Origin of the sequence: Bartonella sp. HY406 (assembly GCF_025449315.1) — a bacterium.
Lineage (GTDB): Bacteria > Pseudomonadota > Alphaproteobacteria > Rhizobiales > Rhizobiaceae > HY038.
In genome coordinates this window covers 2,625,524-2,649,668 of sequence record NZ_CP104893.1, presented here as the reverse complement: position 1 = coordinate 2,649,668, position 24,145 = coordinate 2,625,524, and the positions used below count along the sequence as shown (strand labels likewise).

The window sequence follows — 24,145 nt, the reverse complement described above, 5'->3', positions numbered from 1 at the left end:
ATAAGATAACTTGCCCATATTGTATTTGTTCTAAAGGGGCTTCATCTAGGTTGGATAGTGTATTATTGCGGTTGGAATAATAATCTTTACCAAAAGCTGCGACGTTAGATAGATGGAAACTGTATTAATCTAAAGTTACATCGAAATAATCCGACAGATAATTTGCCGCAATATCGGCAAGTTCAACTCCATCATAAGGTGTTTGGTGGTCCGCATAATTTGCCATTGAATGCTGGCAAAGTGCAAAATCTTTCCAGATTAATTCAATTTTTTTGTTTTTTTTAAGGGCTTGCAAGCATTCTTCAAAGCTATTTAGACAGCCTCCCATATAGCCAAACTTACCCCATAAGGCATAACCAAGTTCGCAATAAAATGCGAAATAATCAGTGATATATTTACCTTCAAGAATAATTTGATTTTTGATTGGTGTTGTTTGGACACCCGTTATACAAAGGCTAGCAGCAATATAAAGCTGCTTTTTATCGCCAATAAGACCAAACCATGGTCTGTGGTCTTCATTGGTAGAAAATGCGTCGATGAGCGAGAGAACGCCAAATTGATAAGGTTTGGTTGGTACGGGTTGATATTCTTCTGCTTCAATAAGATTTATATTGATGATCAGATTGTTGAAAAACTTTTCAAAGCTAAAAGTGTAAATATCAATGAAAATCTCCTTTTGATAACCATAGACTTTAATAAGATATTTTTGTCCATTTTTTAAACGGCTTAAACAAGATTGATCGGGATAATCGCAGGAGAACGTAAATTCAAAATTATTGGCAAATATATCGAAGCATTCAATAAAATTTTGCATTTCAAACAGTGGAGCTTCTGTTTCATAATCACATAGAATATATTTTTGCATGGCAGCCAATTTTATCTTAAATTTTTGGCAAAATGCCTATTTTAAAATTAAAGTCATATGAGAAGATAATGCATTGACGATTTTATCAACTATTTCATGTCGATCCATTTGATAGGGGTAATTATTTTCTATTGAATATTTTGCAGTTTCAAAATCATGCCAAGTTAGGCTAACTTCAAAATAACCTTTACATTCGCAAAAGCAATCAACCAATCCATCTAAGCAACGCCCCATATAGCCCAGACGCCCAGCAAAACCGTAACCAATTTCGCAAAAAAATGAATAATAATCAGTGATATATTTTCCCTCTATCGTTACTGACTTTTTTGCAACTCTTTTTGGTATACCGCTATAAAAAAGGCAAGTCGCCGTATAAAGCTTTTTGCGTTTGCCAATCATATTAAGCCACGGTCGCTCAATGGGCGAAGCTATAACTTGACGCAACAGGGTGAACATTCCAAAAGCTCGCATATTGCAGCTTATAAATAATTTTTTTCCTATTTTTTCAAAGGATTCAATATAAAGCCTATGCCTATCATTGCCTCTTGGGTGTAAAAAATCAATTTCATAAAATGTTTCGGGCCTTAAATTTTGCAAATCATAATTTGAAGGGGCATCGCAAACCAAAATGCCGTTGGATCCATCGTCATAAATATCAAAGCGTTCAGTAAGACCATTCATTGCGAAAAGCTTCTTTTTGCTATCCTCTTCGCATAAAAAATATTCGATCGAGTTAGGCATTGCCAATATATTCTCTTAGTTTCAGTTTTAAAATCAACTATAGAGCCAAAATTTATAATAAACAGATTATAAAATTGTGATAGCGAAAACTATAATCGGCACCTTGATGCATATTGTTTACTTGATACATTAAAGCAATCATAGAATGTGTAATTTCATTAAACTTATATTGCCTTATAATGCCTTGTAAATATTTACATCAAATTACGTGTTGAAGTTTAATATTTTTGTGTATCAACGCTTAGGTTTTTCCACTTAGCCAAGATATTCACTGCAAGGTTGTGGCAAAGCCTATCGGGTGCCATTAAAGCAAGATCTAACCATTTTTCGCCGCGTCTTGGGAACTGATGAAGTTTTTCTAATACAGTTTTCAATAAGTCACCTATAAAGGGCGACCATTCTGGGCTTTCAATCAAGTTTCCTTGGTTGAGCCATGGAAGTAAAATTTGGTTTTCGGCTAATAAAAGTGCTGCATCAAAAAATTGATCATTATCGGTATCAAAAAGAATGGACCAATAGTTCATTTGCGGTAAGGTGCGCTGGCGTTCAAAATAATAAGGCCAAGCATCAATATGCATAAAAGGTGCAGCTTCAGCAGCGCTTACAAACTCTAAGTCATCACCAAATTGCAATTTACGTAAAATTTGTGCTTTCCAACCCTGCCGCCGCGCCATATGGTTAATCGCTAAGATTGTTTTTTGGCGAAACTCCAAAGACCAACCAAGGCGCTCCAGATTTTGCCATTTTTCTTGATGCTCCTCCTCTAGCAAGGATTTTATGCAGAGCAAATTTTTAAACAGTGTGACATCCTTGATAGCCGCATCAGCCGCACTGTCCAACAATAGAGAAAGTGCCTTCGTACCTTGAATGAAAAAGGCTATAAGATAATCACCATCCTCATCAGGCCGCATAAGCACTGCCAAAATTCCAGCCGCTGCCAACAGCAATTTATCATCAGGTTCAAACGCTTCCAGCGCATGAACGAGCCCACATTTGGTCGCACATTTTAACGCGCATATCGGCTGTGAACATGCAGTTTTATAGCCCTCACATAATAACCAATGGCGGATTTCATTATTATTGGTTCCCACAAGGCGGTCCATAATGAATAGGCGTCCCTTGCCATGAGTTTTACGTGCCAATTCCCATGCAATATAGTCATGCTGTTCATTTGGATGGATTTCCATCAACACAATAAAGGCAAAAAGCGTAAAAGCTTCATGGCTGCCAAGCAGCATTAAAAATTCTTTATCACATGATTTTGGCTCGGCAAGACCAAGCAATAATAGGCCCGCGCAAACGCCAAGACGATCAGGACTGGCTTTAATCAACCAAAGGCTTAAACTGCGTAATTCGTCAATACCGATTGAATCATCTTCATTGACAAGATCAACCAGTAGGAACAGCATATCATGACTATGAATATCAATTGTCAAACGGTTGTAAAATTCGTTAAGATTGTGAGCATCAGGATGCTGGGCGGCGCGGCGCATAAAAGGCAATATGCCCATGGCTTCTTGCTGTAAATAGTCTTCTAAGGTTTGCTTATCAATAATTGCGCTATCTTGGTAGGAACCAGCATTAAAGGCAAATGAATCAGGTAGTTCTACCCCTTCAAAACTTGCCCCTTGTGGTAAGGACCTTAAAAATTCATAGATTGAAGGACGTTCAAAGCGTCCAATGTCAAGCAGTGCCGTTGCTTCTAATGGTATATCTGGCTTTTTATAGTAATCAAAAAAATTAATGACAACGCCCATTTAAGCTCCATGTGAAGCATATCGTCGAAATTAACGTGCTATGCTCTCATAAATTTTTACCGCATTTTGCGTCAAAACCGTTGGGGAGTAATCAAGACTAAGCCTTTAGACTTTTACAAAAGCTATTTTTTGGCAGACAAGACAATGCAGTATAAAACTAGACTATTATAGTTAAGTTTTATACTGCAAGCCTTTTTTTTAAACAAGCGAAAATACGAGCTAAAATTGATTTAATTGATTGTTTCACCGTTCTTAATGAGGTTGCATCAACCTAATACACGGGTCTGCCTGCACTGCAGTCTTTAATTTATGCATTTTTTAGCAAAATTGGGCCCATTTTTTCAAATACTAAAATAAAAATGGCCCGTAAAAACGAGCCATTTAATCTATTATCAATACAGATTTAATTCAGCGGTTAAGGCTTAATCCATCAGCCATTATTATTTAAAAATTCAATTAGCGCTTCATCTTTTTCTTGTGGTAGCATAATGCGTACATGAACGTAAAAGTCAGCGCGGCCGCCTGTTTTTAATGGCAAGCCCTTGCCTTTTAAACGCAGTACACGATCAGAACTTGACCATGCAGGAACTGAGACAGCAACACGGCCATCAAGGGTTTCTACTTCTTCCTTAGCACCAAGCACTGCATTTTTTAAAGCTACCGGTAAATCAAGATGTATCTCACGACCTTCAAGCCTGAATTTGGGATGCTTTTTAAAATGAATGGTAATCAAGGCATCACCATTGGTTCCACTTGGCATAGCCTCGCCTTGACCTTTTAAGCGAATAACTTGACCGTCTTCTACAAATTCTGGCAATTTTATTTTGAGGTTTTTACCATTAGGAAATATTGCTTCAACCTTATCAGCGCCAACGGCCTGTTCAAGGCTAATTGAAATTGATGCATTAATATCATCGCCTTTACGCTTTGGTTGAGCGCGATGAGCACCGCCGCCAAAGGGGGATGATGCACCACGACCAAATATTTCGCTGAAAAACGAATCATCAGCGTCAAAACCGCTAGTACTAAAGCCTGATGTGCGTCTACTGCCGCCAAAATCTCCAAAAGGACTACCGCCGCCTGTCCCTTGAAAACCTTGATAGGTTGGCTTACCTTCACCATCAATCTCACCGCGGTCAAACTGACCACGTTTTTCCTTGTCACCTAAAATTTCATAGGCCTGACTAATTTCGGAAAACCGTGTCTGAGAATTCTTATCATCCTTATTATGATCAGGATGGAATTTCTTGGCTAATTTACGAAAAGCCGATTTAATCTCTTCCGGTTTTGCCGAACGTGCAACGCCTAAAACCGTATAGGGATCGCGCATATTGTCCTCTTTCTCGTGGCGGCATCAAGCAGGCCACATCATTAAATTCTAAAACCTGCCAATGCTCATAAAATAAATTTAAAGCAATTAATTGACAATCGCACTTTTAAACGTTCCTCTACCTATCATAGCTTTTGCAGCGTTTCTAGTTATCAACGCGCAGAGATAAGGCATGAACTATAAAATTTCCCCGCATGGCATGAATTACTATAATTGGGTAAATATCAAGTCTAAAGAACAATTAAATATGCGATACTATGATTTGCATAATATATATGCAGCAATGTTGGTTTTTGCGAGTGCTAACTATATAATTTTTAAATTTTTATGTATTTTTATCATTTATGCGTTTAGTGAGCAAAAAATAAAGTCAAATAGATTTTGAAATCGATATTTTCTTCAATATTAAATTGTAAAAAATAAAGCGCTGACTTTAATAATCAGCGCTTTATATGCAATCTCAAAAATTGTCGTTAAATCACAGCATAAAAGACTAATAATCTTTTTCGTAAAAGACACCAACGCTTGAATTAGCATCAGACCCGACCGCGCCTTTAGCTTTTAAGTTTTTGGTAATATCAAGATTAATTGTTCCTTTGGTATCGCCGCCAGAACCCGCTTCCACACCAAGATAGATATTATCCCTGATATAACGCCCAGCTCGTACGCCAGTATTCCCCTTAGCATCGGTAACAACGTCAAGATCATCAAGGCCGGTGGCAGAGCGTAAACTACCCATCAAGGAATTATTCGTAAGGCCGGCAAGTTCTGCTGCGGCAGCCGCAAGCTGTGCAATCTGGAAGGGTGATAATTCACTGATTGAGCGATTGAAGATTAGCCGTGCCAACACTTCATCTTGTGGCAATTCAGGCTGCGAGGTAAAGCTGATATCAAGATCGCTTGGCGTACCCTTCACCGTAACCGTAACAGTGGTATCATCGCTTTGCGTGTTCGCAACAAAGTTGATGTCTGGGTTAAAGTTACCGCTCATCGTCACTTGGCCTTCTTCAAAGGTCAAACGCTGTGTTAGAATTTCCAAGCGACCGCGGATCATGTTAAAGCCACCGACAGGGCGAATATCACTTACCGGCCCAACAAGGCGCAAAGTCCCACCAAGCTCAGTATCAAGACCGCGACCGCGTACAAAAATCTGGTTAGGGGCACGTATCATTAGATTAAGTTTTGGCCCATTAACACGGGCATTTGCAGCTTTTTCAGTCTTTGTTTGCGGCTTAGTTTCAATGCCAGCACGTTCCAAAGTGGTTTCAATTGGCTTGGTCATGTGCTTATGTTGGACGTCAATTTGTGCTGCACCACCAAAACTATCAGGCACGCGAATTTCTGCCTTTTCAATCAATACATCACCGCCAATTTCAACATCGCTCATTAATGGACCTTTGGCAGTTACATGACCATTAACTGTCACCACCACCATATTATTGTCATTATAGCGTAAGTGATTGAGATTAATTGTAATATCGGCCGGCATACCTTGAGCAACATTAATGGAAATTGTGCCGCCGCCACTCATCCCGCCGCCACTTGCTGAGCGAGCTGAAATGTTAGATATGGTTACGGTTTCGCCACTCAAATTACCAGAAAGTGCAATTTGTGTGAACCGAGCATTTGTTTCAGGATCTAAAAATTGACCATTTGCGACTTCAAAACCGCCGCCAAGCTCCGGTTTGGTAAAACTACCCGCAACGGTTGCATGAACATTTAACGCACCTGAAAGCTGGGCGCCGCGCTTAGCAAGGAACCGATTGGCAAGTGCCAAGGGTGCATTACCATTGATTTTTAAATCAAGACCATTGCCCGATACTGGTACTGTACCGCTTGCATTTATTTTCAAGTTTGAAGGGCCATTAACTTCTAACGCACCAATGGTTGCAATATTATTGTCAAAACTTCCCTGCAATTTTACACCAATGGGTGCAAGACCATTATCTTTTAATACTGTGGTCGATATGCCTGTTGCTTGCGCATTAAAATTGGCTTGCGGGTTTTTGAAGGTTCCGCCAATATGGGCGTTACCTACCACTTGCCCTGCAAGATTTTGCCCTTTGACAATGCTATTGGCAAGGGCAATCGGCAATTGGGTTAATGTTACATCAACATCAAGCCCTTGTTTAGCAATATCAATATTGCCTTTAGCACCAACATCTAAGCCGCCACCAAAAATACGTGTTGCAATACTTAAAACATCACCATTCATATTACCATCAGCAGTTAATGTTAAGGCTGGTAAGCCATATTTAATTGCTGGCTCTGCAGTTAAGTCATCACCTTTAAGACTAAAAACAACATTGGGTTTAGCTTTTGGCCCACTTATTTGCGCTTTACCATTAATAACACCGCGCGCGGCAAGCTCTGGCATCACCATGTTGGCAACCGATAAAGGCAGCGCATTAATGTCAACCGCCATATTAATGGTATCATGCACTGTGCCGCTTACTGCAATCTTACCACCGGCAACTGCCAATAATAATTGGTCAATCGTAATAGCGCCGCTTCCGGCTAATGAAATAGTGGCAGGTTGCAACAATTTAACATCCATTGCATTTTGCCGTACTTGCGCTTGACCAAGGGTTAATTGCCAACCATCATTATCAAGTGGTTTTAACGCCCCGCCTACATCAATATTAGTATTGTTTTCAAGTTTGGCCGTTGTTGAAAAATGCGACGCACCATTTTCAACCGTACTAACAAAATTAACTTCATTAATTTTGACAGAACCTGCAATAATCTTTGTGCCGTTTAAGCTACCTTCAGCTTGCGGAACACCAAAAAGATCAATGACATGAACCTTGGCATCAAGATTACCAAGCTTATTGCCTGCAACATCGATATTTTTTGCATTGGCAATCAAAGAGGCATTTTGTTTGCCATTTTCGCCATTAAGGCTAATATCAGCTAAGGCTTGCCCTTTACCGTTCATTAAGCCAAGAGCTACCAATGGTCCAATATCAGGGCTATCTAAATGGAATTTTCCATCAATAAGCCCATTAAGATTATGAATTAACGAACCGTTAAGACTGGTTTTACCAAGAGTTACATTTAAACTATCCAGTGCAAAACCTTGTGGTGCTTGTTGAAAAGCTGCATCTAACGCAAGAGGCTGATTGTCAAAGCGACCATTAGCAAAGGAGAAACCTGAAAAATTGCTCTTCAGCTGGCTTGTGCTATCTAAAATACCGTTAAATGCAAGATTAAAATTTTCAAGTTTACGCCCTTGCAATACAGCATTTTTGATGGTGGTCGTAGCGCCAATAGTCAAGAAAGAATTATGGCCGCGTAAAGCTGCACGAACATCAACCCCACCTTTAATTTGCGGGTTGATAAGTTGAAGATTACTCAAGCTTATGCCAAAATCCATTAAAGCAGAGGAGCTTCCTAAATCACCATTTGCAGAAATGCTGACATCCTTATTGGCAATTTTTAATTCACGAGCATGAAGACCATAGCTATCACGACCAATGCCGCCAGATAGAATTACTTCGCTTGCCAAAATGCGGTCAGCAATTTCAACACCAGTTTTAATGCCGCTTGCCTTACCATTTAAAATAATATTGGCAGCTCCGGTTGCAAGCTCAATATTACCACTCATAGTAAGATCGCTAGAGCCTGCAAGATTACGACCTGCAAGACCTGAGAACGGCGCAAGGCTTTGTGCCTTTAAACCAATGTCACCGCGAAAGACCAAACGATCAACTTCACCTTTTAAAAAGAGGAGAAAGCCGTTTGCACTTACATCAAACTTATTAATGATAATCGGGGTTTGTGGTTTGATATCAAGGTTGACATCAAGGGCAATTTTATCACCCAAAGCATTACTGGCATCACTTGAAGAAAGACCTATATGATTAAGACCGCCTTGGGCTAAAACTGTAACATGGCGGCTTGCGGGCATATCAAGATTTTGTGCAAGTCCACCTAAATTAATGGTCACATCACCAGCGGTAAAACCCGTCGTTGCCAGCTTATTAATAACTAGCTTGCCACTCCAATTATCAGTATTTGGGCTACCATAATCAATATTAAACGCCATATTTTGTATGGTTGTTTGACCGCCAGAAACTGGCAGAACCAATGCGCCGCCATTTTCGGCTGCTAATTGCGCATTAACATTGAGGTGGCGCAAAAAACCATCACTTGCTGTTTGCGCAGTGGCTGCAACCTTGATGGCCTTGCCATCAATTGTCATTGAATGCAGGATAAATCCACCGGCATCAAGGGTTGATGCATCAACGGCCAAAGCTGTCTCGCTACCAAAAAATGGGCGATATTGTTGCGGCATTAATATAGCGATGGGGCCATTCAATTTGACGCCAATATTACGTCCTTTTTCATCTTTTTTAAGGCTCACATTACCATTAACAACTGATTGACCTGCTGCATCCATAGAGATTTTAACATCAAGATCATCAATGGTACCATCGCCCTTAACGCTCATAATTAATGCAGGGCGGCCTTCAATATTTAATAAATTAGCTGCAATACCATTTTGCGGTTCATTTAAATCAAGATCGATTTTTACGCCGCCAGTCTTATTGGAATAATCAGCAATCAGTGTAAAGCCGCCTTGTCCATCAAGGCGCTTAATCGCAAATTTAGAGCTTAGTTCACCACCTGCAAGATTAACGCTACCATCAAGAGAAACCGTTGCTTGCAAGCCAAAAAGGTCTTGACCTAGCATTAATTCATTAGCAGTTAATGCGCCAACTTCAACCGAAACCGGCAGTTCTGGTAACGAAAATCCCTTTGCTTCTGGATCAGGTATGGCTGGCGTTGTATCGGGTAGGGGTTTGCGATAAACATCAATTTTTTGGGCTTTAAGACTGTTAACAGAAATGCGCCCACGCAAGAGCGCCAAACGATTCCAGTCGAGCTCAGCTTTTGAAATTTTAAGCCAAACGCCTTGGCGGTCAGCAATCGTGATTGAGCCAATTGACGCAGTTGAAGACAAAGCACCACTAATATCTGAAATAACGATTTTGCGGTTAGGGGTGGATAATTGTTGTTCAACAAAGGTCAAAAACCAAGATTTATCTTCGTCTGCTTTTTGACTATCCGTTGTATTTTGTCCATCTGTCGCATTTTGGGCAATGGCGTTGCCTAAGCTCGACATGCTCATCACAAAAATACTCATGACAAAAATAGCAATCATTCTTGCTAATTTAAAATATGTATAATTTGCCTGTTTCATCACTTGAGCATATCCATTTATTTTAAAGCGTCACTCTCAAAAAGTAAAAATACTAACCATCTTTACGTTTGAAAATATTTTACTCCGTTAAAAGCCTTATTAAACACTTAAATTTGAGTGTCTTTGCAGTTTAAATGCCGCATGAACTTTGTGTTATTAAATTTAATAGCTATATTAACGCACTTATATTAAGAAACATTTATTAAAAAGCTTGTCCAATACCAATATAAAAACCGAGCTTGGGGTCACCGCTTTCGCGTTTTGTCGGCATAGCAACATCAAACCTCAAAGGACCAAGCCCTGTCTTATATCTTACGCCAACACCTGCACCAATTTTGGTATTTTCATCAAAATCAGGATAGGAATTTTCACCAACAACACCAGCATCAACAAAGCCGACAAGCCCAAGACTTTCGGTAATCATGCCGCGCGCTTCAAGCGAACCTTCGACCAATGAGCGACCACCGACAATATCACCGGTTTCTTTTTTGACACCAATATTGCGATAACCGTAACCACGCACCGAGCCGCCACCACCAGCAAAGAACAACATGTTTGATGGAATTTGCGAAGCATCAGGTCCAACAATGGATCCAACTTTGACACGCCCTGCTAAAACATAGCGATTACGTTTATCAAGCGCGTAATAAGTGCGCCCTTCAACAGTGCCTTTGCCAATAAAATTACCATATTCAGCTTCATAAACTGGCTCTAATACAACTTCGCCATAAAAACCGCTGCTTGGGTCGGTCTTGTCATTGCGGTTATCATAAAGTAAACCACCCAATAGACCCATTGTGGTAAAATTACGCGCACCATAATAATCATCTTTTGACCGAATGCGTGCAGCATTGGCGTAAATACGGCCGGATAATTCATCATTAAACATATGGGTGAAGCCCGTTTGTAGATAAACACCAGTGGCGGTATAATTATCAACCACCTCACGTTCACCTTTAAGGCTAGTTATAAAATCTGTATCTGGGGTAAAGACACCCGGTTTTGTAAAGGTTGTGCCTAACAAATAGCTATAATTTTGAGGATTATAAGAATCGCTTTGGCTACCACCAATACCGCTAATCTTGGCATCAAAACGCAAGCGCTCAGCACGGCCGAATAAGTTGCGATGCATCCAATAGGCTTCAAAACCAGCCCCATCAAGGGTTGAATAATTGGCACCAACACCATAACGGCGTGGCGGACGCTCATCGAGCACAAGGTTTAACGGCAAACTTCCATCTGCTTCAATTTCATCAGCTTCGCGCACATTAGCGGCGCGGAAAACTTCTAAGCGTGCTAAACGCTTATTCGCTTTTTTAATGTCATCGGGGTCATATTCTTGTCCCTCTTTTAAACCTGTCATCCAAGCCACAAAGGCCGAATCCATACGCGCGCGTTTGGAAATATTACTAACCGTCAACGGGCCCAAATGCGCAAGTCGTCCTTGGTCAACATCAATGACAGCATCAATAGTATTATTGGCGTGATCGGCAACAACTTCGCGATTGGTAACTTTCGCTTTAGCATAACCTTGCTGACGCCAACCTTCTACCGCTAAGGCTTCTGCTTTAAAAACAGTACCCGATTTTGCAACATCACCAACGCCATAACCTTGATCTACTGGTAAGGGAACCTTGTCTTTGGGATCATTGGTAGGTGGCGCTAATTCATGCACTGCAGCGCGCGAAAACTTGTATTCTGGCCCACTATCAACCGTAATAACAATTTTGGTATGGTCTGGAAATTCGGCATCAATTGGAAAGTCTGATGCTTCTTTACCGTCAATGGTAATTGAAATAACGCCGCCATAACGACCTTCTGCATAAAGTGCTGCAAGAATTTTATTGTAATCACCCTTTGCCCGCGCCAAAAGACCTGCAGAGCCTGATGCCGCTTTATCTTCTTCGGCAACCAAGGATGAGGCATCTTTAGCGGTTGATTCTCCCTCTTCAGGGGAGCCAGCAGCTGATTTTACTTCAACTTCATAATATTTGGGCGTTCCAATCATATCAGGGTCAACTTTGACTTCTTTTTTACCCCATAAATGGATACCAAAAAGATCAAAAGCTTGCGCCTCAACCGGTACTATGCAAGCAAATGAAAGCCCCATCAGCAATGTTAGTGCTGAAGCGGTAAGACGCAGTTTATGATGCGTTTTTAGTATTTGCATTGCTTGTTTTTTAACCCAATTTCTTAATAAAACACCAAAGTATATATAACCATAGTGCAACTTTTTTCATAGCATGTTGCCGCCCAAGACAAAAGCTGACTTTCTATAATGTCCAACATCTTTGTCAAAGAATGGTTAAACATGGCACATGTGCAACATTTTTATACAAAAAAATTGCTACAAGAGGTTAAATCGCGTTACAATTAGGCTGTTTAATGACTAGCCGCTGCAAAGCCTTGCAATAATCCTTGAATTACTCAACGTCATCCACATTTTTCTAAGACTTATTCAAGCCATTATCTTAAAATTGGCTATCAAATGCATTTGTTCTCTTATTGTTCTTGATTTTTATGGCATTATATGATTTGCTGGCTAAAGATTAGGTTTGTTGTAACTGTGCAAAATAAATGCGCTCCAGACTTAAACAGGGGAATAATTCTATTAAACATATTATCGGGGGATAATTATGGTTGCACGGATTACTACCGTTGCCTTTCGCGGCATTGATGCTTTGCCTGTTGATGTACAGGTTATGATAGCCCCCGGTAAAATGGGTATGTCTATTGTTGGTCTTGCTGATAAGGCGGTGGCAGAAAGCCGGGAGCGTATTCAGGCGGCTTTACATGCCAGTGGTCTTTCTATGCCGGTAAAGCGTGTAACGGTTAATCTTGCTCCTGCAGACTTGCCAAAAGAAGGCTCCCATTATGATTTACCAATCGCCATTGGCTTGATGATAAGCATGGGGGTTTTGCCAAAAGACATTAGCGAGCGTTATATTGCCCTCGGCGAACTATCCCTTGATGGTAGCATCGCGCCTGTTAGTGGTGCTTTACCCGCAGCCATGTTCGCGGTGGGGATGGGGCGTGGGTTAATTTGCCCCCATGATTGCGGCGCAGAAGCGGCTTGGGCATCTGATGAGCTTAATATTTTAAGTCCTAAACATCTTTTGCAACTCGCCAATCATTTTAAAGGCGCACAAATATTAGTGCGCCCGCAAATTCAAGCGATAACCAAACAACATGCAATGCCAGACCTTGCAGATATTAAAGGACAAGAAGTTGCAAAACGCGCCTTGGAGGTTGCGGCGGCAGGGCGGCACAATCTTTTATTTATTGGTCCACCAGGATCAGGAAAATCAATGCTTGCAGCGCGCATGCCTTCAATTTTGCCAGTACTTGATGCAAGAGAATTTTTGGATGTATCGATGATTGCATCAATCTCAGGAGGTACGCAAATACAAGGTGATAATACGGCCAATTCTTTATCTATGCAGCGCCCCTTTCGCGCGCCACACCATTCAGCGTCCATGGCCGCAATGATCGGCGGCGGCCTTAAAGCAAAGCCTGGCGAAGTTTCTCTTGCTCATAATGGGGTGCTATTCTTGGATGAATTTCCTGAATTTTCACCACAAGTACTTGATTCATTACGCCAACCTTTAGAAAGCGGTGAAAGTGTTATAGCGCGTGCTAATCATCATATTAGCTATCCTGCAAATTTTCAATTAATCGCAGCAATGAACCCTTGTCGTTGTGGTATGGCCGGAGAACCCGGTCATGTTTGCGCGCGTGGCCCCCGTTGTGAAAGCGATTACCAAGCCCGCATTTCTGGGCCACTCCTTGATCGCATTGACCTTCGTATTGAAGTTCCTGCACTCTCTGCTCGTGATTTGATGAGGCCAGCGACCCCTGAGCCAAGCGAAAAGGTTGCTGCACGCGTGGCTAATGCAAGATTGATACAGATAAGACGCTTTCAAGCCATGGGTTTAAATGATATTCGCACCAATGGCGATTGTCCGGCGGCAATTATTGAAAAAATTGCTCTACTCGATAATGGTGGGCAAGCATTGCTGCATGATATGGCGGAAAAAAAACGCCTTTCAGCACGCGCTTATCACCGTGTTTTAAAGCTTGCGCGTACCATTGCTGATCTTGATAATAGTGAAAAATTAAGCCGTAAACATTTGGCAGAAGCCTTATCCTACCGCATTGGCAATGAAAGGTTTTCTAAGGCAGCTTAAAGTGTAATATGTTGATTTATTGCAATCTTTCTAAAAAAATGAAAAAGCATTCTAATCTTGGTTCTAGCATGATTTATTGTCGTGATAGAAAAATATCATTATAGGTTTTTTGATAAAGGCAAAGATAAAAAGATGTGCTTTCATTATCAAAATAATGTTTGATTTAAATAAGGTCTATCGTAAATTGCGTGCAAAATTTCAGCCCAAAATGCTTTTGAACGCTCGCTTAAAAGTCGTGAAACTTCAAGGTGACAACTAAAAATTGTTTTGTCACCTTGCAATGTAAAAATTATTCTGCCGCTGTGTCTGTTGGTTTTATAGCATTATGGCGGCCAAAATCGGGTGCATCAATTTCTTGACCTGCTTCAATAATACCGCGTCTTACGGCACGTGTACGGGTAAACAAGTCAAAAAGTGCATCCCCATCACCCCAACGAATTGCTCGTTGCAATGAGGCTAAATCTTCTGAAAAACGCCCCAACATTTCCAATATGGCATCACGATTATGCAAACAAACATCTCGCCACATGGTTGGATCAGAAGATGCAAGACGTGTGAAATCGCGAAAACCAGAAGCCGAATAAGCGATAACTTCAGAATTGGTAACCTTTTCCAGATCGCTCGCAGTACCGACAATATTATAAGCAATGATGTGCGGCAAATGTGAAACGATAGCAAGAACCAGATCATGGTGAGCAGGATCCATGCGGTCCACTTTAGAACCACATGCCTGCCAAAAATCACTCAGCTTTTTAATTGCGTCTTCATTGCTATGAGCAAGTGGGGTTAAGATACACCAACGATTGACAAATAGCTCAGCAAAACCAGCATCAGGGCCAGAAAACTCGGTCCCTGCAATAGGATGACCGGGAATAAAATCAATATTATCAGGTAATTCTGGTTGCATTTGCGCGATAACAGATGCCTTGGTTGAGCCAACATCTGTTACTATCGCCCCGGCTTTTAAATATGGTGCGATGTCACGGGCAACCGCCCCCGATGCGCCCACTGGCACACTGACAATAATGAGATCCGCATCTTTGACGACATCACTATTTTGGGTTGAATAGCTATCGCCAAGCTGCAATTCTTCAGCCCGTTTAAGCGTGTCGGGGCTCCGTGTTGCAATCGCAACATGATTTGCTAAGTTGTTTTGTTTAATCACTCGTGCAAGCGACGAGCCGATCAAGCCGATACCGATCAGGGCAATTTTTTCAAATTTAATTTTAGACATTGTACTACTTCAAAAATTCTTTAAGAGCGGCGACTACGCCACGATTTGCTTCCTCGGATCCAATGGAAAGGCGCAACGCGTTGGGAAATCCGTATCCCGTAACGCGGCGCAAAATATAACCATTGGCTTTAAGATAATCATCAGCAAATGCCGCTGATTTTTCTCGGTCTGCAGGAAAATGGATCAAAAGAAAATTTGTGACCGATGGCGTTATTTTTAAACCAAGCGCGGTTAATTCATTGGTGAGCCATTCGCGCCATTGGCTGTTAAATGCAACTGATTTATGAATAAATTCGCGGTCACGAATAGCAGCCGCACCTGCCTTTTGCGCAGGTGTATTAACATTAAAAGGTCCACGAACGCGATCTATTGCATCAATAATATGGGCTGGCGCATACATCCAACCGATGCGCAGTGCGGCAAGCCCATAAATTTTGGAAAATGTTCGGGTCATGACAACATTGTCATTATTGGCGACAAGTTCAATTCCAGCTTCATAATCTTCTTGGCTGACATATTCTGCATAGGCTCCATCAAGCACTAAAAGAACATGTTTGGGAAGTCTTGCATGTAGTTCACGAATTTCAATCGCGTTTAAATAGGTTCCGGTCGGATTACCAGGATTGGCAATAAACACAATTTTAGTCTTATCACTGACACAATTAATAATTGCATCAACATCAATCTTGCAATCTTTTTCAGCCGCAACAACAACCTTTGCACCTGCGGCGCGCATTTGGATATCATAAACGCTAAAACCATGCTCCGTCATGATACCTTCGTCGCCAGCACCAAGATAGGTTTGCGCCAAAAGTGTCAATAATTCATCAGAACCATTGCCAGTCATGATGTTATTGGCGTTTAAGCCAAAAATATCGGCAATAGCATCTCTTAAAATAATAGCTTGCCCATCTGGATAAAGTTCAAGATGCCCTGCAGCTTGGCGATAAGCATCCAAAGCACTCTGGGGCGCCCCTAAAGGTGTTTCATTGGACGATAATTTATAGATTTTCTCTGGCGTTTTAGCGCTATTTCCCTTTGAGCTACCAGGAACATAGGCAGCAATGTCCATGATACCTTTTCTAGGTTGTGGACGGTTGGCTATCGCATCAGATGTCATGGCTAAATACCCGCTCAAAGAATGATAAAATAAAATCTAGCCTGTCTTTTATAACAGCTGAAAAAAAATAGCAAAGAAAATGCCACATTGAATATTTATGAAAGTTGTATAATCAGGGGAGCGTGGAATATATATCATGGGTGAGCATCCATATGTTTAAACATAAAGATAAAAACAATTTAAAAGCTATAATAAAAAATATTTTTTAATAATAATTAATGATAATTTGAATATAGACTTTTAGGAAGCCGATACAAAATCGGCTTCTATATAATGAGTAAAGCCCCAAAATTCAAAAAAAACCATAAGAGGAATTCCATACACCAATAATTCCTTTTATAACTTTACTCAATGAAAATGGCCTATCAACCTTTGTTGAAGGCGATTATTGACATAGGCGCGAATACCACTATGCAAAGCGCCGCCCAAGGTCATTAACATGGCTGTTGCCAACATTATGGTACCTGCAATCACGCCATTATCCCAAAGATCTTGCGTCATAGCTGCCGTACTGGTGATTGCAACGCCTATAAGCGCGATACATAAAACCATTTGCCAATAAGTCGTTGACCGACCACTAGTTGATGCTTTCCAAAGAGCAAAACCAAAGCAAGAGAAAAAAACAAGTAACGCCAAGAACATGATTATCATATCAGATGGTTGCCAAACGGCCGCTACATTATGTGTCATATGATCTCCAATCTTCCTCAAACTTAGGGCAGCTTTAATTGTTATTATTTAAAAGAAGTTTGTATAATTTGAAACTCAAATATTTTTAAATTTATGATATAAAACTTGTAATTCACTTTTTATTAAAATTTATAACAAAATAATGAGTGTATCAAATGCATGAAAAAATAATTATCCAATGATTTATACTGTAAACTTTCGTAAGTTTAAATATTTTATTTTAAAAAAAACAAAATTACAAAAAAATAATAAAAATTTAAAGAATTATATTTATATATATTAATATATGAATCATAAATATTTTTTAAGAAATAATATATTTATTCACTTTGTGATGATTTAATATAGTTTAAAGCTCGCAAATAGGTGTCGGCTTAATGAATGCATTTTGCAAATCTCAAAAATCAATGAGAGGTAAATTGAAGCAATTTTTCGCTCTTTCTAGATAAAGGAAATTTTCATATTTCCTGTGTGCCTTCCAATTTATATTTTTCAAGTTTTCGCAAAAATCTCTTTGTCTTGCGGCTGAGTTAATATGTTTTAATTTGAGGGTTGGGAATTAATTGAAGAAATAAATTAATTAGAGTGAATCCCAATATTGAAGCGACTTTGTTCAAACGAAGCCAATTTAAAGAAATGATATATTTTTCCTAGTCCATTTTATATTTAATAAAATAATAATATAATAATATAAAAAATTTTAATTAAAAAAAATGTTATACCCTATAAAAAAATACTATGAAAATATACAATTCAATGTTGATTTTTTTGATTATTACTTATAAATCGGTATGGTTGCATAAAAGTGAAGATGCAACTTCCTGCAAATTTGAGAGGATTATTAAATGGCTCGGGGTGTCAGTTTAGTTAGCAATTGGTTGAAAAGTAACGGTGGAACAGCCTTCCTTTTTGGCACAAATGATGATGATTATATCAATGTCAAATATGACATGAATTCAGCCCGCTTTTCAGCGACTGAAATTCAATTAAATGATGGTAATGATAGTCTTTGGATTGGTCGCCGTATGAACGGCTATGGTAAAAATACCATCAAAGGCGGGAGCGGTAATAAGAATATTGCCGTGAATGAAGGTTTAGACGCTAATTGCGGTGCAGAAAATGTAATTGATCTTGGTGGTCAATCAGGTGATCGTCACAATTTGACTTTTGGTTATGTAACTTCAGCCAATGGCGGTCAAAATAAGATCGTAACACAAGAAGGCCTTGATAGCCTTGCATTTACGCATGCCATGAGAGCTCATAACCGTGGTATCAACTCCATTGATCTTGGTGATGGCGAAAAGAATCTAACTTTCCGTTATGATGTTAACGCTTATGGCGGTGGTGCAAATTCAATTAATCTTGGCGTTGGTTCGCACAGCATTACAATCGGTACGCAATTGGGTGCCTATTATTTAGGGCAAAGCGACATTACAACAGTTAGTGGCGATACTGTACTTAACATCAAAAATGCTATGTATAGCGATGGCACAAATAATATTCATCTTGGTTTTGGTAATCACGACATTACCATTGGCAATATCTTTGCTGCTGGCAATGGTTACAATTCTATCAAGACAGATGGTACTACTAATCTTACAGTAAATAATGATGTTGTAAGTTATCGCACCAATGAAATTTTGACCGGTGAAGGCAATGATAAGATTTGGATCAAAGGCGGCTTAAAGGCGATTTCCGGTGATAACATCATCGATACTGGTGCCGGTAACGACACCATCACGATTGATAAGGCGCTAAGAGCTGCAAGCGGCGATAATCGTATTACAACTGGCGACGGTGATGACCAGATCTTCATCAATGGTAGCGTTACATCTGGAGCACGCAACACTAGCTATCTTCATACCGGCGATGGCAATGATACTATTTCCATTGATGCAAGCGTTGGCAAATATGCATTAACTATTGATGCTGGTGCTGGTTATGACGTTTTAAACTTGCATGCTAATAATTATTGCGAATTTAGTGCCCGTTATAAAAATTGGATGACTGGCGTTGCTCAAAACAATGGTTTGGGTTTAACTGGCCTTGAACAGATTAATGTTAGTATCGATCGCGCTCATGGTCTTAACCAGATTGATTGGTTGACAAAAATCGTCAATGACTACAACTCTGATAATTCAAGCGATCAAATCCATATGGGTATTAATCTTGATACTTGGGGTGCCGCAGGTCGATTAAGTGATATATTCACATCAGCTAATGAAAGTGCCATTGATTTTATTAGCCTAACCGGTAAAAATGCTAATACGCTTGCTATTCATAGTTCACTTGCATCCAATGGCTATGATAATGCAACATTGCATATCAATGGTGACGCAAATGATACCGTTGCTTTTGATCATCTTTGGACCTTGTCAGGTGCAAATGTAGTCGACCAAGATACTGGTATTGCTTATAACATCTATCATAATTCTTATAATGAAGATGTTTTTGTTCAGGCTGGCGTTAACGTCATTACAGTTTAATCATTGTTGATATTATTAAATTAGTATCAAGCCTAACCAATTGTCCTCGATCATATTCAATTATGATCGAGGATTTTTTGTACATTAAGTTTGTCAGCAATTGTAAATTAAATTAGCGATCGTATTTGATTAATTATTTTCGTACTGCACCATATCCATTACGATATTTCAATGGACTGCAGCGATCATTTATATTGTTTGGCTCAAACTCATTTTTTGTTTTTGAAAATTTGGATCGCGACAATGTTAGATTCAGATAGCTTTAATTTGCAGTTGGAATTTTCATTGTCAATAAATAGCCAACCCGTTTGTTTTGTGACTTCAGTTGCATAATTGACATAAATTTTACATTTATCATTTGCTAATTCATTTTTAATATTTCGTTTTTTTGAATCAAAAACGTGGCAATAGGCACTTTCGCATATAAGTAACTTAAACTCATAGTCACGCTTAGTGTTTAACGATAGATAAAAACTTCCGATTTGCTGCGCAGTGTGACTATCTAAAACATAACCATCAACATCCATTGACTATATAATTGAGTTATTAGCTATGCAAATAAACCCCCTGATGCGTAGCCATTCGCCATAATCGCCGTTTCCAGTAGGCTCATAATAATCAAATTGGCAATTTTCATATAATTCTATTACTTTTTTGCAACTTTTTGAAGGGCAAGTGTAAATTGCTGTTGGTTGCTTTGAATAAGTTATTCCATCAAGAAATGAAAATGGCGGCTTGTTTTCATCCGCACTTAAGGGCGAACAAAATAATATACTGAAAAAATAAAAGAAAAAGATCCTAGAAATTTTTTTCATGTTGTTGCCTAAACTTATCTTCAATTTATTAAAGGAATATATTTTTGTTGTTATTTCCATTTTTGATTAAGTCTTCTTGTATAATTAAAGGAAAATTATTAATTTAGTCAAATTTATAACGGATATTTACAAGTTGCATTATTAAAAATCTGTCGTAGCTCGAATTTAAATAATATTTTATTTTACTAATATTGATGAAAATAGAGATTTGTACGGGGTGTATTCATGAAACGGTCATTTTCAAAGCTAGCTTTTATCTTGCTTTTATTGCCATTTTTATCTTCTTGTCGCACAATTTCAGATGATTTTAAAATTTTGGATATGCATCTGCAAGGTTTCCCCTTCACATCTCTTCAGCCTTATATGGTTTTACGATATTTTGAAGAAAAGCCCGTAAGCGAGCTTATTGCGATAACTGGTACGCCGAAAAATACGGTGAAAAAGGATGGTCAAACAACCTATTCATGGTCTAATCTTTATGTCGGTGAAGAAGATGAAACCTATACTGAAATTGAATGGGTGCCAAATGCTAATGGTATCGGTCAAACGGCAAATTACGTAACAAAAACCCGTACCACAGATGTCACCAAAATATGCTTTTTAAGAGTAACATTTAATAGTGATAATGTTATCACTAAAACAGAAGGTGATGAGGATGCAAAAGATAATAATTGTGGTGATGTTGGTCGCGCATTAGGCAGTTATGGCGACAAAAACCGCAAAATAATTCTCGCAGAACTGACCCAAAGAATTCGTATCAAACGTGACAATATTGGGCGTTGATAAAACTAAAGAAAATAATTTATCTTATCCTTAGGTAATACGCATTATTGCTAAAGTTGTTGATATTAAATTTTAAAAAAATTGGTTTTAGTTATGATAATTACAAATTATGTGTCACGATTGATGCGGCTATCTTTTTTGATTTTTTTGGGCGGGGTGATCTTAAGTGGCTGCATAGAAACCTTTGATGATAGATATAAGCCTTATTATAAGGTAGCCAAATCTTATAATTTTATATTGATTAATATGCTGAAAGATCGTTTCACGGGCAAACCAATTGACAGTCTAATTGACTTAATGGGCGAACCTTCAAGTACCCAGGGTGCTGTGCCACCAAAAGTAGGCTTTGAATACCACTGGGTATCAACCGAGACCCAATTAAATCCAAATTTTACCCATATTATTACAATATGCCATCTTATTGCTACAGTGAATGATGCAAAAGTTATCATTGATGTAAGAACTGCCGATGGTGGTATTTGTGGTGATATCAAAACAAAGATATCAAATTATACCGGTTAGAATAGTATCATAACAGTAGCGCTATTCTTTCGTGTCGTCTTCATTTTTTAGCATAATTCGCCCACGGGTTAAGTCTTTTAAATAATCCATGAAAGCTGGGAAATTGCTGTCGGGCATTTCAAGCTCTAAATCAACGCCAGTCGCGCCAAATTCTTGGCTTAAAATCAATGCTTTATAATTTGGCAAACGGCTCTCAACAATTGGCCATTCTGAAAAATGCAACTCAATGTTGCATTTTGCCATTGCAATTATTTCAACAAGTTCGCCTTGTTGCAAACAGCGAGCAGCACCACCCCCATAAGCACGCGCCAAGCCACCAGTGCCAAGCTGTATGCCGCCATACCAGCGGGTGGTAATTATGGCAACCTTATCGCAATCACGGCCTTCAATGGCATTTAAGATTGGTTTACCAGCAGTACCGGTTGGTTCCCCATCATCGCTAAAGCGATAGGCATTGCCAAATTTCCATGCCCAACAGTGATGGGTTGCTTCTTCACTAGCCTTTAACTGCGCTAGCATTGTGTCAAATTCATCGAGCGACGCAATAGGAAAAGCGCGGGTTAAGAACCGGCTTTTTTTTATATCTTCAATAAGTTCTGTTGGTTGTGCAAGGGTAAAGGGCATGGGCTGTAATAAGTGGAAGGCTTTCAAAAATTTTGTTTTAAAATGCGCTAGCTCGATAAAAGATGCGGTTTTTAAGCCGCACCTTTATTTAAACTATCAGGCATTGCTTGAAATTTTTGCAGCTTGGCGCTTTTCAACGCGCTGTTTAATAGCTGCAATATTGGTATTTGGGGTCGCGGCAAAAAGCTTCTTTGTGTAGTCATGCTGCGGATTGGCAAATAATTGATCGCGGCTGCCATATTCGACTACTTCACCAAAATACATGACCATAACCTCATCGGCAATATATTTAACAACGGATAGGTCATGGCTGATAAAGACGTAAGTTAGTTCAAATTCTTCCTGTAGATCGGCCAAAAGATTAAGAACTTGCGCTTGCACCGAAAGATCAAGAGCCGAAACCGGCTCGTCTAAAACTAAAATTTTTGGTCTTAACATTAGGGCGCGGGCAATGGCGATACGTTGGCGTTGACCACCAGAAAACATATGCGGATACCGGTTGAAATGGCTAGCAGGAAGGCCGACTTTTTCTAGCATTTCTTCTGCTGCCTTGCGCCGCTCAACATTATTCATTGTGGTATTCAGCATTAATGGCTCTGTTAAAGCATGGCCAATTTTTTGGCGCGGATTAAGTGAGCCAAATGGGTTTTGAAAAACAATCTGCACCATTTGGCGCATTTGAGTAGTAACACTGGTTTTAGCTATATTGATATCTTCGCCATTAATCTCTAATTTTCCAGATGTCTGTGGATCAATAAGGCTGATAATACGGGCAAGGGTTGATTTTCCGCAACCGGATTCGCCGACAATGGCAAGAGTTTTGCCGCGTTCAACACTAAAAGAAACTTTGTTCACCGCATGTAAAATACGTTTTGGTTTTAAAAAGCCACCCGAACTTACATAGTCGCGCATGAGGTTTTCAGCTTTAATTATAATGTCACTCATAAGACACCTCCATGCTCGGCCATAAAATCGGCAACTGTTGGTAAACGCTCTCCGGTTGCATGTTCGGGTAAAGCTGCCAAAAGTGCTTTTGTATAGGGGCTTTGCGGCGTTGCAAATAAAGAAAGCACATCAGCTTCTTCCATTTTGGTGCCCTTATATTGCACCATGACGCGATCAGCTGTTTCAGCAACAACGCCCATATCATGCGTAATCATGATCAAGCCCATATCGTGGTTTTGTTGCAAGTCCATTAAAAGATCGAGAATTTGCTTTTGAATGGTTACATCAAGGGCGGTAGTTGGTTCATCGGCGATTAGCAATTTAGGGTTGCAGGCAATGGCCATAGCAATCATGATACGTTGGCATTGACCGCCAGATATTTGGTGCGGGTAGCTTTTAAGGCGCTTTTCTGGATCAGGAATACCAACTGCTTCAAAAAGTTCTAAAGTGCGTTTTCGCGCAGCCTTGCCATGAAGATTCAGATGGGTTTTAAGAACTTCCTCCACTTGAAATCCGGCAGTAAAACAAGGATTAAGGCTAGCGATTGGTTCTTGAAAAATCATTGATATATCTTTGCCGATGATAGAGCGGCGTTTGGTGTCTGAAATATTTAATAAATCAATATTTTCAAAACGCATAATATCGGCACTAACCGTTGCGGTTTTGGGTAATAGCCCCATCACCCCTAGCATGCTCACAGATTTACCTGATCCTGATTCGCCAACAATGGCTAAAACTTCGCCTTTATTAACAGTGATATCAATACCCTTAACTGCAAAGAATGGTCCTGAAGCAGTTTCAAAAGAAACAGATAGATTGCGTATTTCTAAAAGTGACATC

17 protein-coding genes are annotated in these 24,145 nt (G+C 39.6%); 4 read left to right on the top strand and 13 right to left on the bottom strand.

The genetic code is table 11. The annotated features are described in order from the left end of the window. Nucleotides 1-124 precede the first annotated feature (124 nt). The 6 genes from N6B01_RS11230 to N6B01_RS11205 form a co-directional block, all read right to left on the bottom strand. Nucleotides 125-865 carry a barstar family protein gene (locus N6B01_RS11230; RefSeq protein ID WP_262078811.1) on the bottom strand — a complete coding sequence of 247 codons (741 nt, stop codon included), beginning with the start codon at nucleotides 863-865 and terminating at the stop codon, nucleotides 125-127. Between the two features lie 36 nt (nucleotides 866-901). Beyond that, nucleotides 902-1,264 (bottom strand): barstar family protein, encoded by a 363-nt coding sequence (locus N6B01_RS11225; protein ID WP_262078810.1) that lies wholly within the window; start codon nucleotides 1,262-1,264, stop codon nucleotides 902-904. 560 nt (nucleotides 1,265-1,824) lie between these two features. After that, nucleotides 1,825-3,363 (bottom strand): hypothetical protein, encoded by a 1,539-nt coding sequence (locus N6B01_RS11220; RefSeq protein ID WP_262078809.1) that lies wholly within the window; start codon nucleotides 3,361-3,363, stop codon nucleotides 1,825-1,827. A gap of 430 nt (nucleotides 3,364-3,793) precedes the next feature. Beyond that, nucleotides 3,794-4,693: a DnaJ C-terminal domain-containing protein gene (locus tag N6B01_RS11215; protein ID WP_262078808.1), complete on the bottom strand. Its 900-nt coding sequence runs from the start codon at nucleotides 4,691-4,693 to the stop codon at nucleotides 3,794-3,796. Nucleotides 4,694-5,186: 493 nt separating this feature from the next. Continuing rightward, nucleotides 5,187-9,899, bottom strand: a complete 4,713-nt coding sequence (locus N6B01_RS11210; RefSeq protein ID WP_262080657.1) for a translocation/assembly module TamB domain-containing protein — start codon at nucleotides 9,897-9,899, stop codon at nucleotides 5,187-5,189. Between the two features lie 202 nt (nucleotides 9,900-10,101). Then, entirely contained in the window at nucleotides 10,102-12,069 is a 1,968-nt protein-coding gene (locus N6B01_RS11205; RefSeq protein WP_410007211.1) for an autotransporter assembly complex protein TamA, read from the bottom strand. A gap of 466 nt (nucleotides 12,070-12,535) precedes the next feature. On the opposite strand from N6B01_RS11205, the gene N6B01_RS11200 reads away from it, so the two are divergent. After that, entirely contained in the window at nucleotides 12,536-14,086 is a 1,551-nt protein-coding gene (locus N6B01_RS11200; RefSeq protein WP_262078807.1) for a YifB family Mg chelatase-like AAA ATPase, read from the top strand. A 289-nt stretch (nucleotides 14,087-14,375) separates the two neighbouring features. On the opposite strand, the gene N6B01_RS11195 is transcribed toward N6B01_RS11200, so the two are convergent. From N6B01_RS11195 to N6B01_RS11185, 3 genes are all read right to left on the bottom strand, one after another. Beyond that, nucleotides 14,376-15,320: a prephenate/arogenate dehydrogenase family protein gene (locus N6B01_RS11195; RefSeq protein WP_262078806.1), complete on the bottom strand. Its 945-nt coding sequence runs from the start codon at nucleotides 15,318-15,320 to the stop codon at nucleotides 14,376-14,378. A 4-nt stretch (nucleotides 15,321-15,324) separates the two neighbouring features. Continuing rightward, nucleotides 15,325-16,440, bottom strand: a complete 1,116-nt coding sequence (gene hisC, locus N6B01_RS11190) for a histidinol-phosphate transaminase (RefSeq protein ID WP_262078805.1) — start codon at nucleotides 16,438-16,440, stop codon at nucleotides 15,325-15,327. A 348-nt stretch (nucleotides 16,441-16,788) separates the two neighbouring features. Then, complete coding sequence (locus tag N6B01_RS11185) at nucleotides 16,789-17,130, bottom strand: hypothetical protein (protein WP_262078803.1); 342 nt, start codon at nucleotides 17,128-17,130, stop codon at nucleotides 16,789-16,791. Nucleotides 17,131-17,975: 845 nt separating this feature from the next. Between N6B01_RS11185 and N6B01_RS11180 the strand changes: the two genes are divergently transcribed. Next, complete coding sequence (locus N6B01_RS11180; RefSeq protein ID WP_262078802.1) at nucleotides 17,976-19,616, top strand: autotransporter outer membrane beta-barrel domain-containing protein; 1,641 nt, start codon at nucleotides 17,976-17,978, stop codon at nucleotides 19,614-19,616. Nucleotides 19,617-20,146: 530 nt separating this feature from the next. On the opposite strand, the gene N6B01_RS11175 is transcribed toward N6B01_RS11180, so the two are convergent. Next, nucleotides 20,147-20,431, bottom strand: a complete 285-nt coding sequence (locus N6B01_RS11175) for a hypothetical protein (RefSeq protein WP_262078801.1) — start codon at nucleotides 20,429-20,431, stop codon at nucleotides 20,147-20,149. A gap of 225 nt (nucleotides 20,432-20,656) precedes the next feature. On the opposite strand from N6B01_RS11175, the gene N6B01_RS11170 reads away from it, so the two are divergent. Together N6B01_RS11170 and N6B01_RS11165 are read left to right on the top strand one after the other, a co-directional pair. After that, nucleotides 20,657-21,214, top strand: coding sequence for a hypothetical protein (locus N6B01_RS11170; RefSeq protein WP_262078800.1), 558 nt, complete (start codon nucleotides 20,657-20,659; stop codon nucleotides 21,212-21,214). 93 nt (nucleotides 21,215-21,307) lie between these two features. Next, nucleotides 21,308-21,736 carry a hypothetical protein gene (locus N6B01_RS11165; protein ID WP_262078799.1) on the top strand — a complete coding sequence of 143 codons (429 nt, stop codon included), beginning with the start codon at nucleotides 21,308-21,310 and terminating at the stop codon, nucleotides 21,734-21,736. 21 nt (nucleotides 21,737-21,757) lie between these two features. On the opposite strand, the gene N6B01_RS11160 is transcribed toward N6B01_RS11165, so the two are convergent. From N6B01_RS11160 to N6B01_RS11150, 3 genes are all read right to left on the bottom strand, one after another. After that, entirely contained in the window at nucleotides 21,758-22,360 is a 603-nt protein-coding gene (locus N6B01_RS11160) for an IMPACT family protein (protein WP_262078798.1), read from the bottom strand. Between the two features lie 96 nt (nucleotides 22,361-22,456). Continuing rightward, nucleotides 22,457-23,305, bottom strand: a complete 849-nt coding sequence (locus tag N6B01_RS11155; protein ID WP_262078797.1) for a dipeptide ABC transporter ATP-binding protein — start codon at nucleotides 23,303-23,305, stop codon at nucleotides 22,457-22,459. Further along, entirely contained in the window at nucleotides 23,302-24,144 is an 843-nt protein-coding gene (locus tag N6B01_RS11150; protein ID WP_262078796.1) for an ABC transporter ATP-binding protein, read from the bottom strand. Before N6B01_RS11150 ends, N6B01_RS11155 begins: the two co-directional genes overlap by 4 nt. Nucleotide 24,145 lies beyond the last annotated feature (1 nt).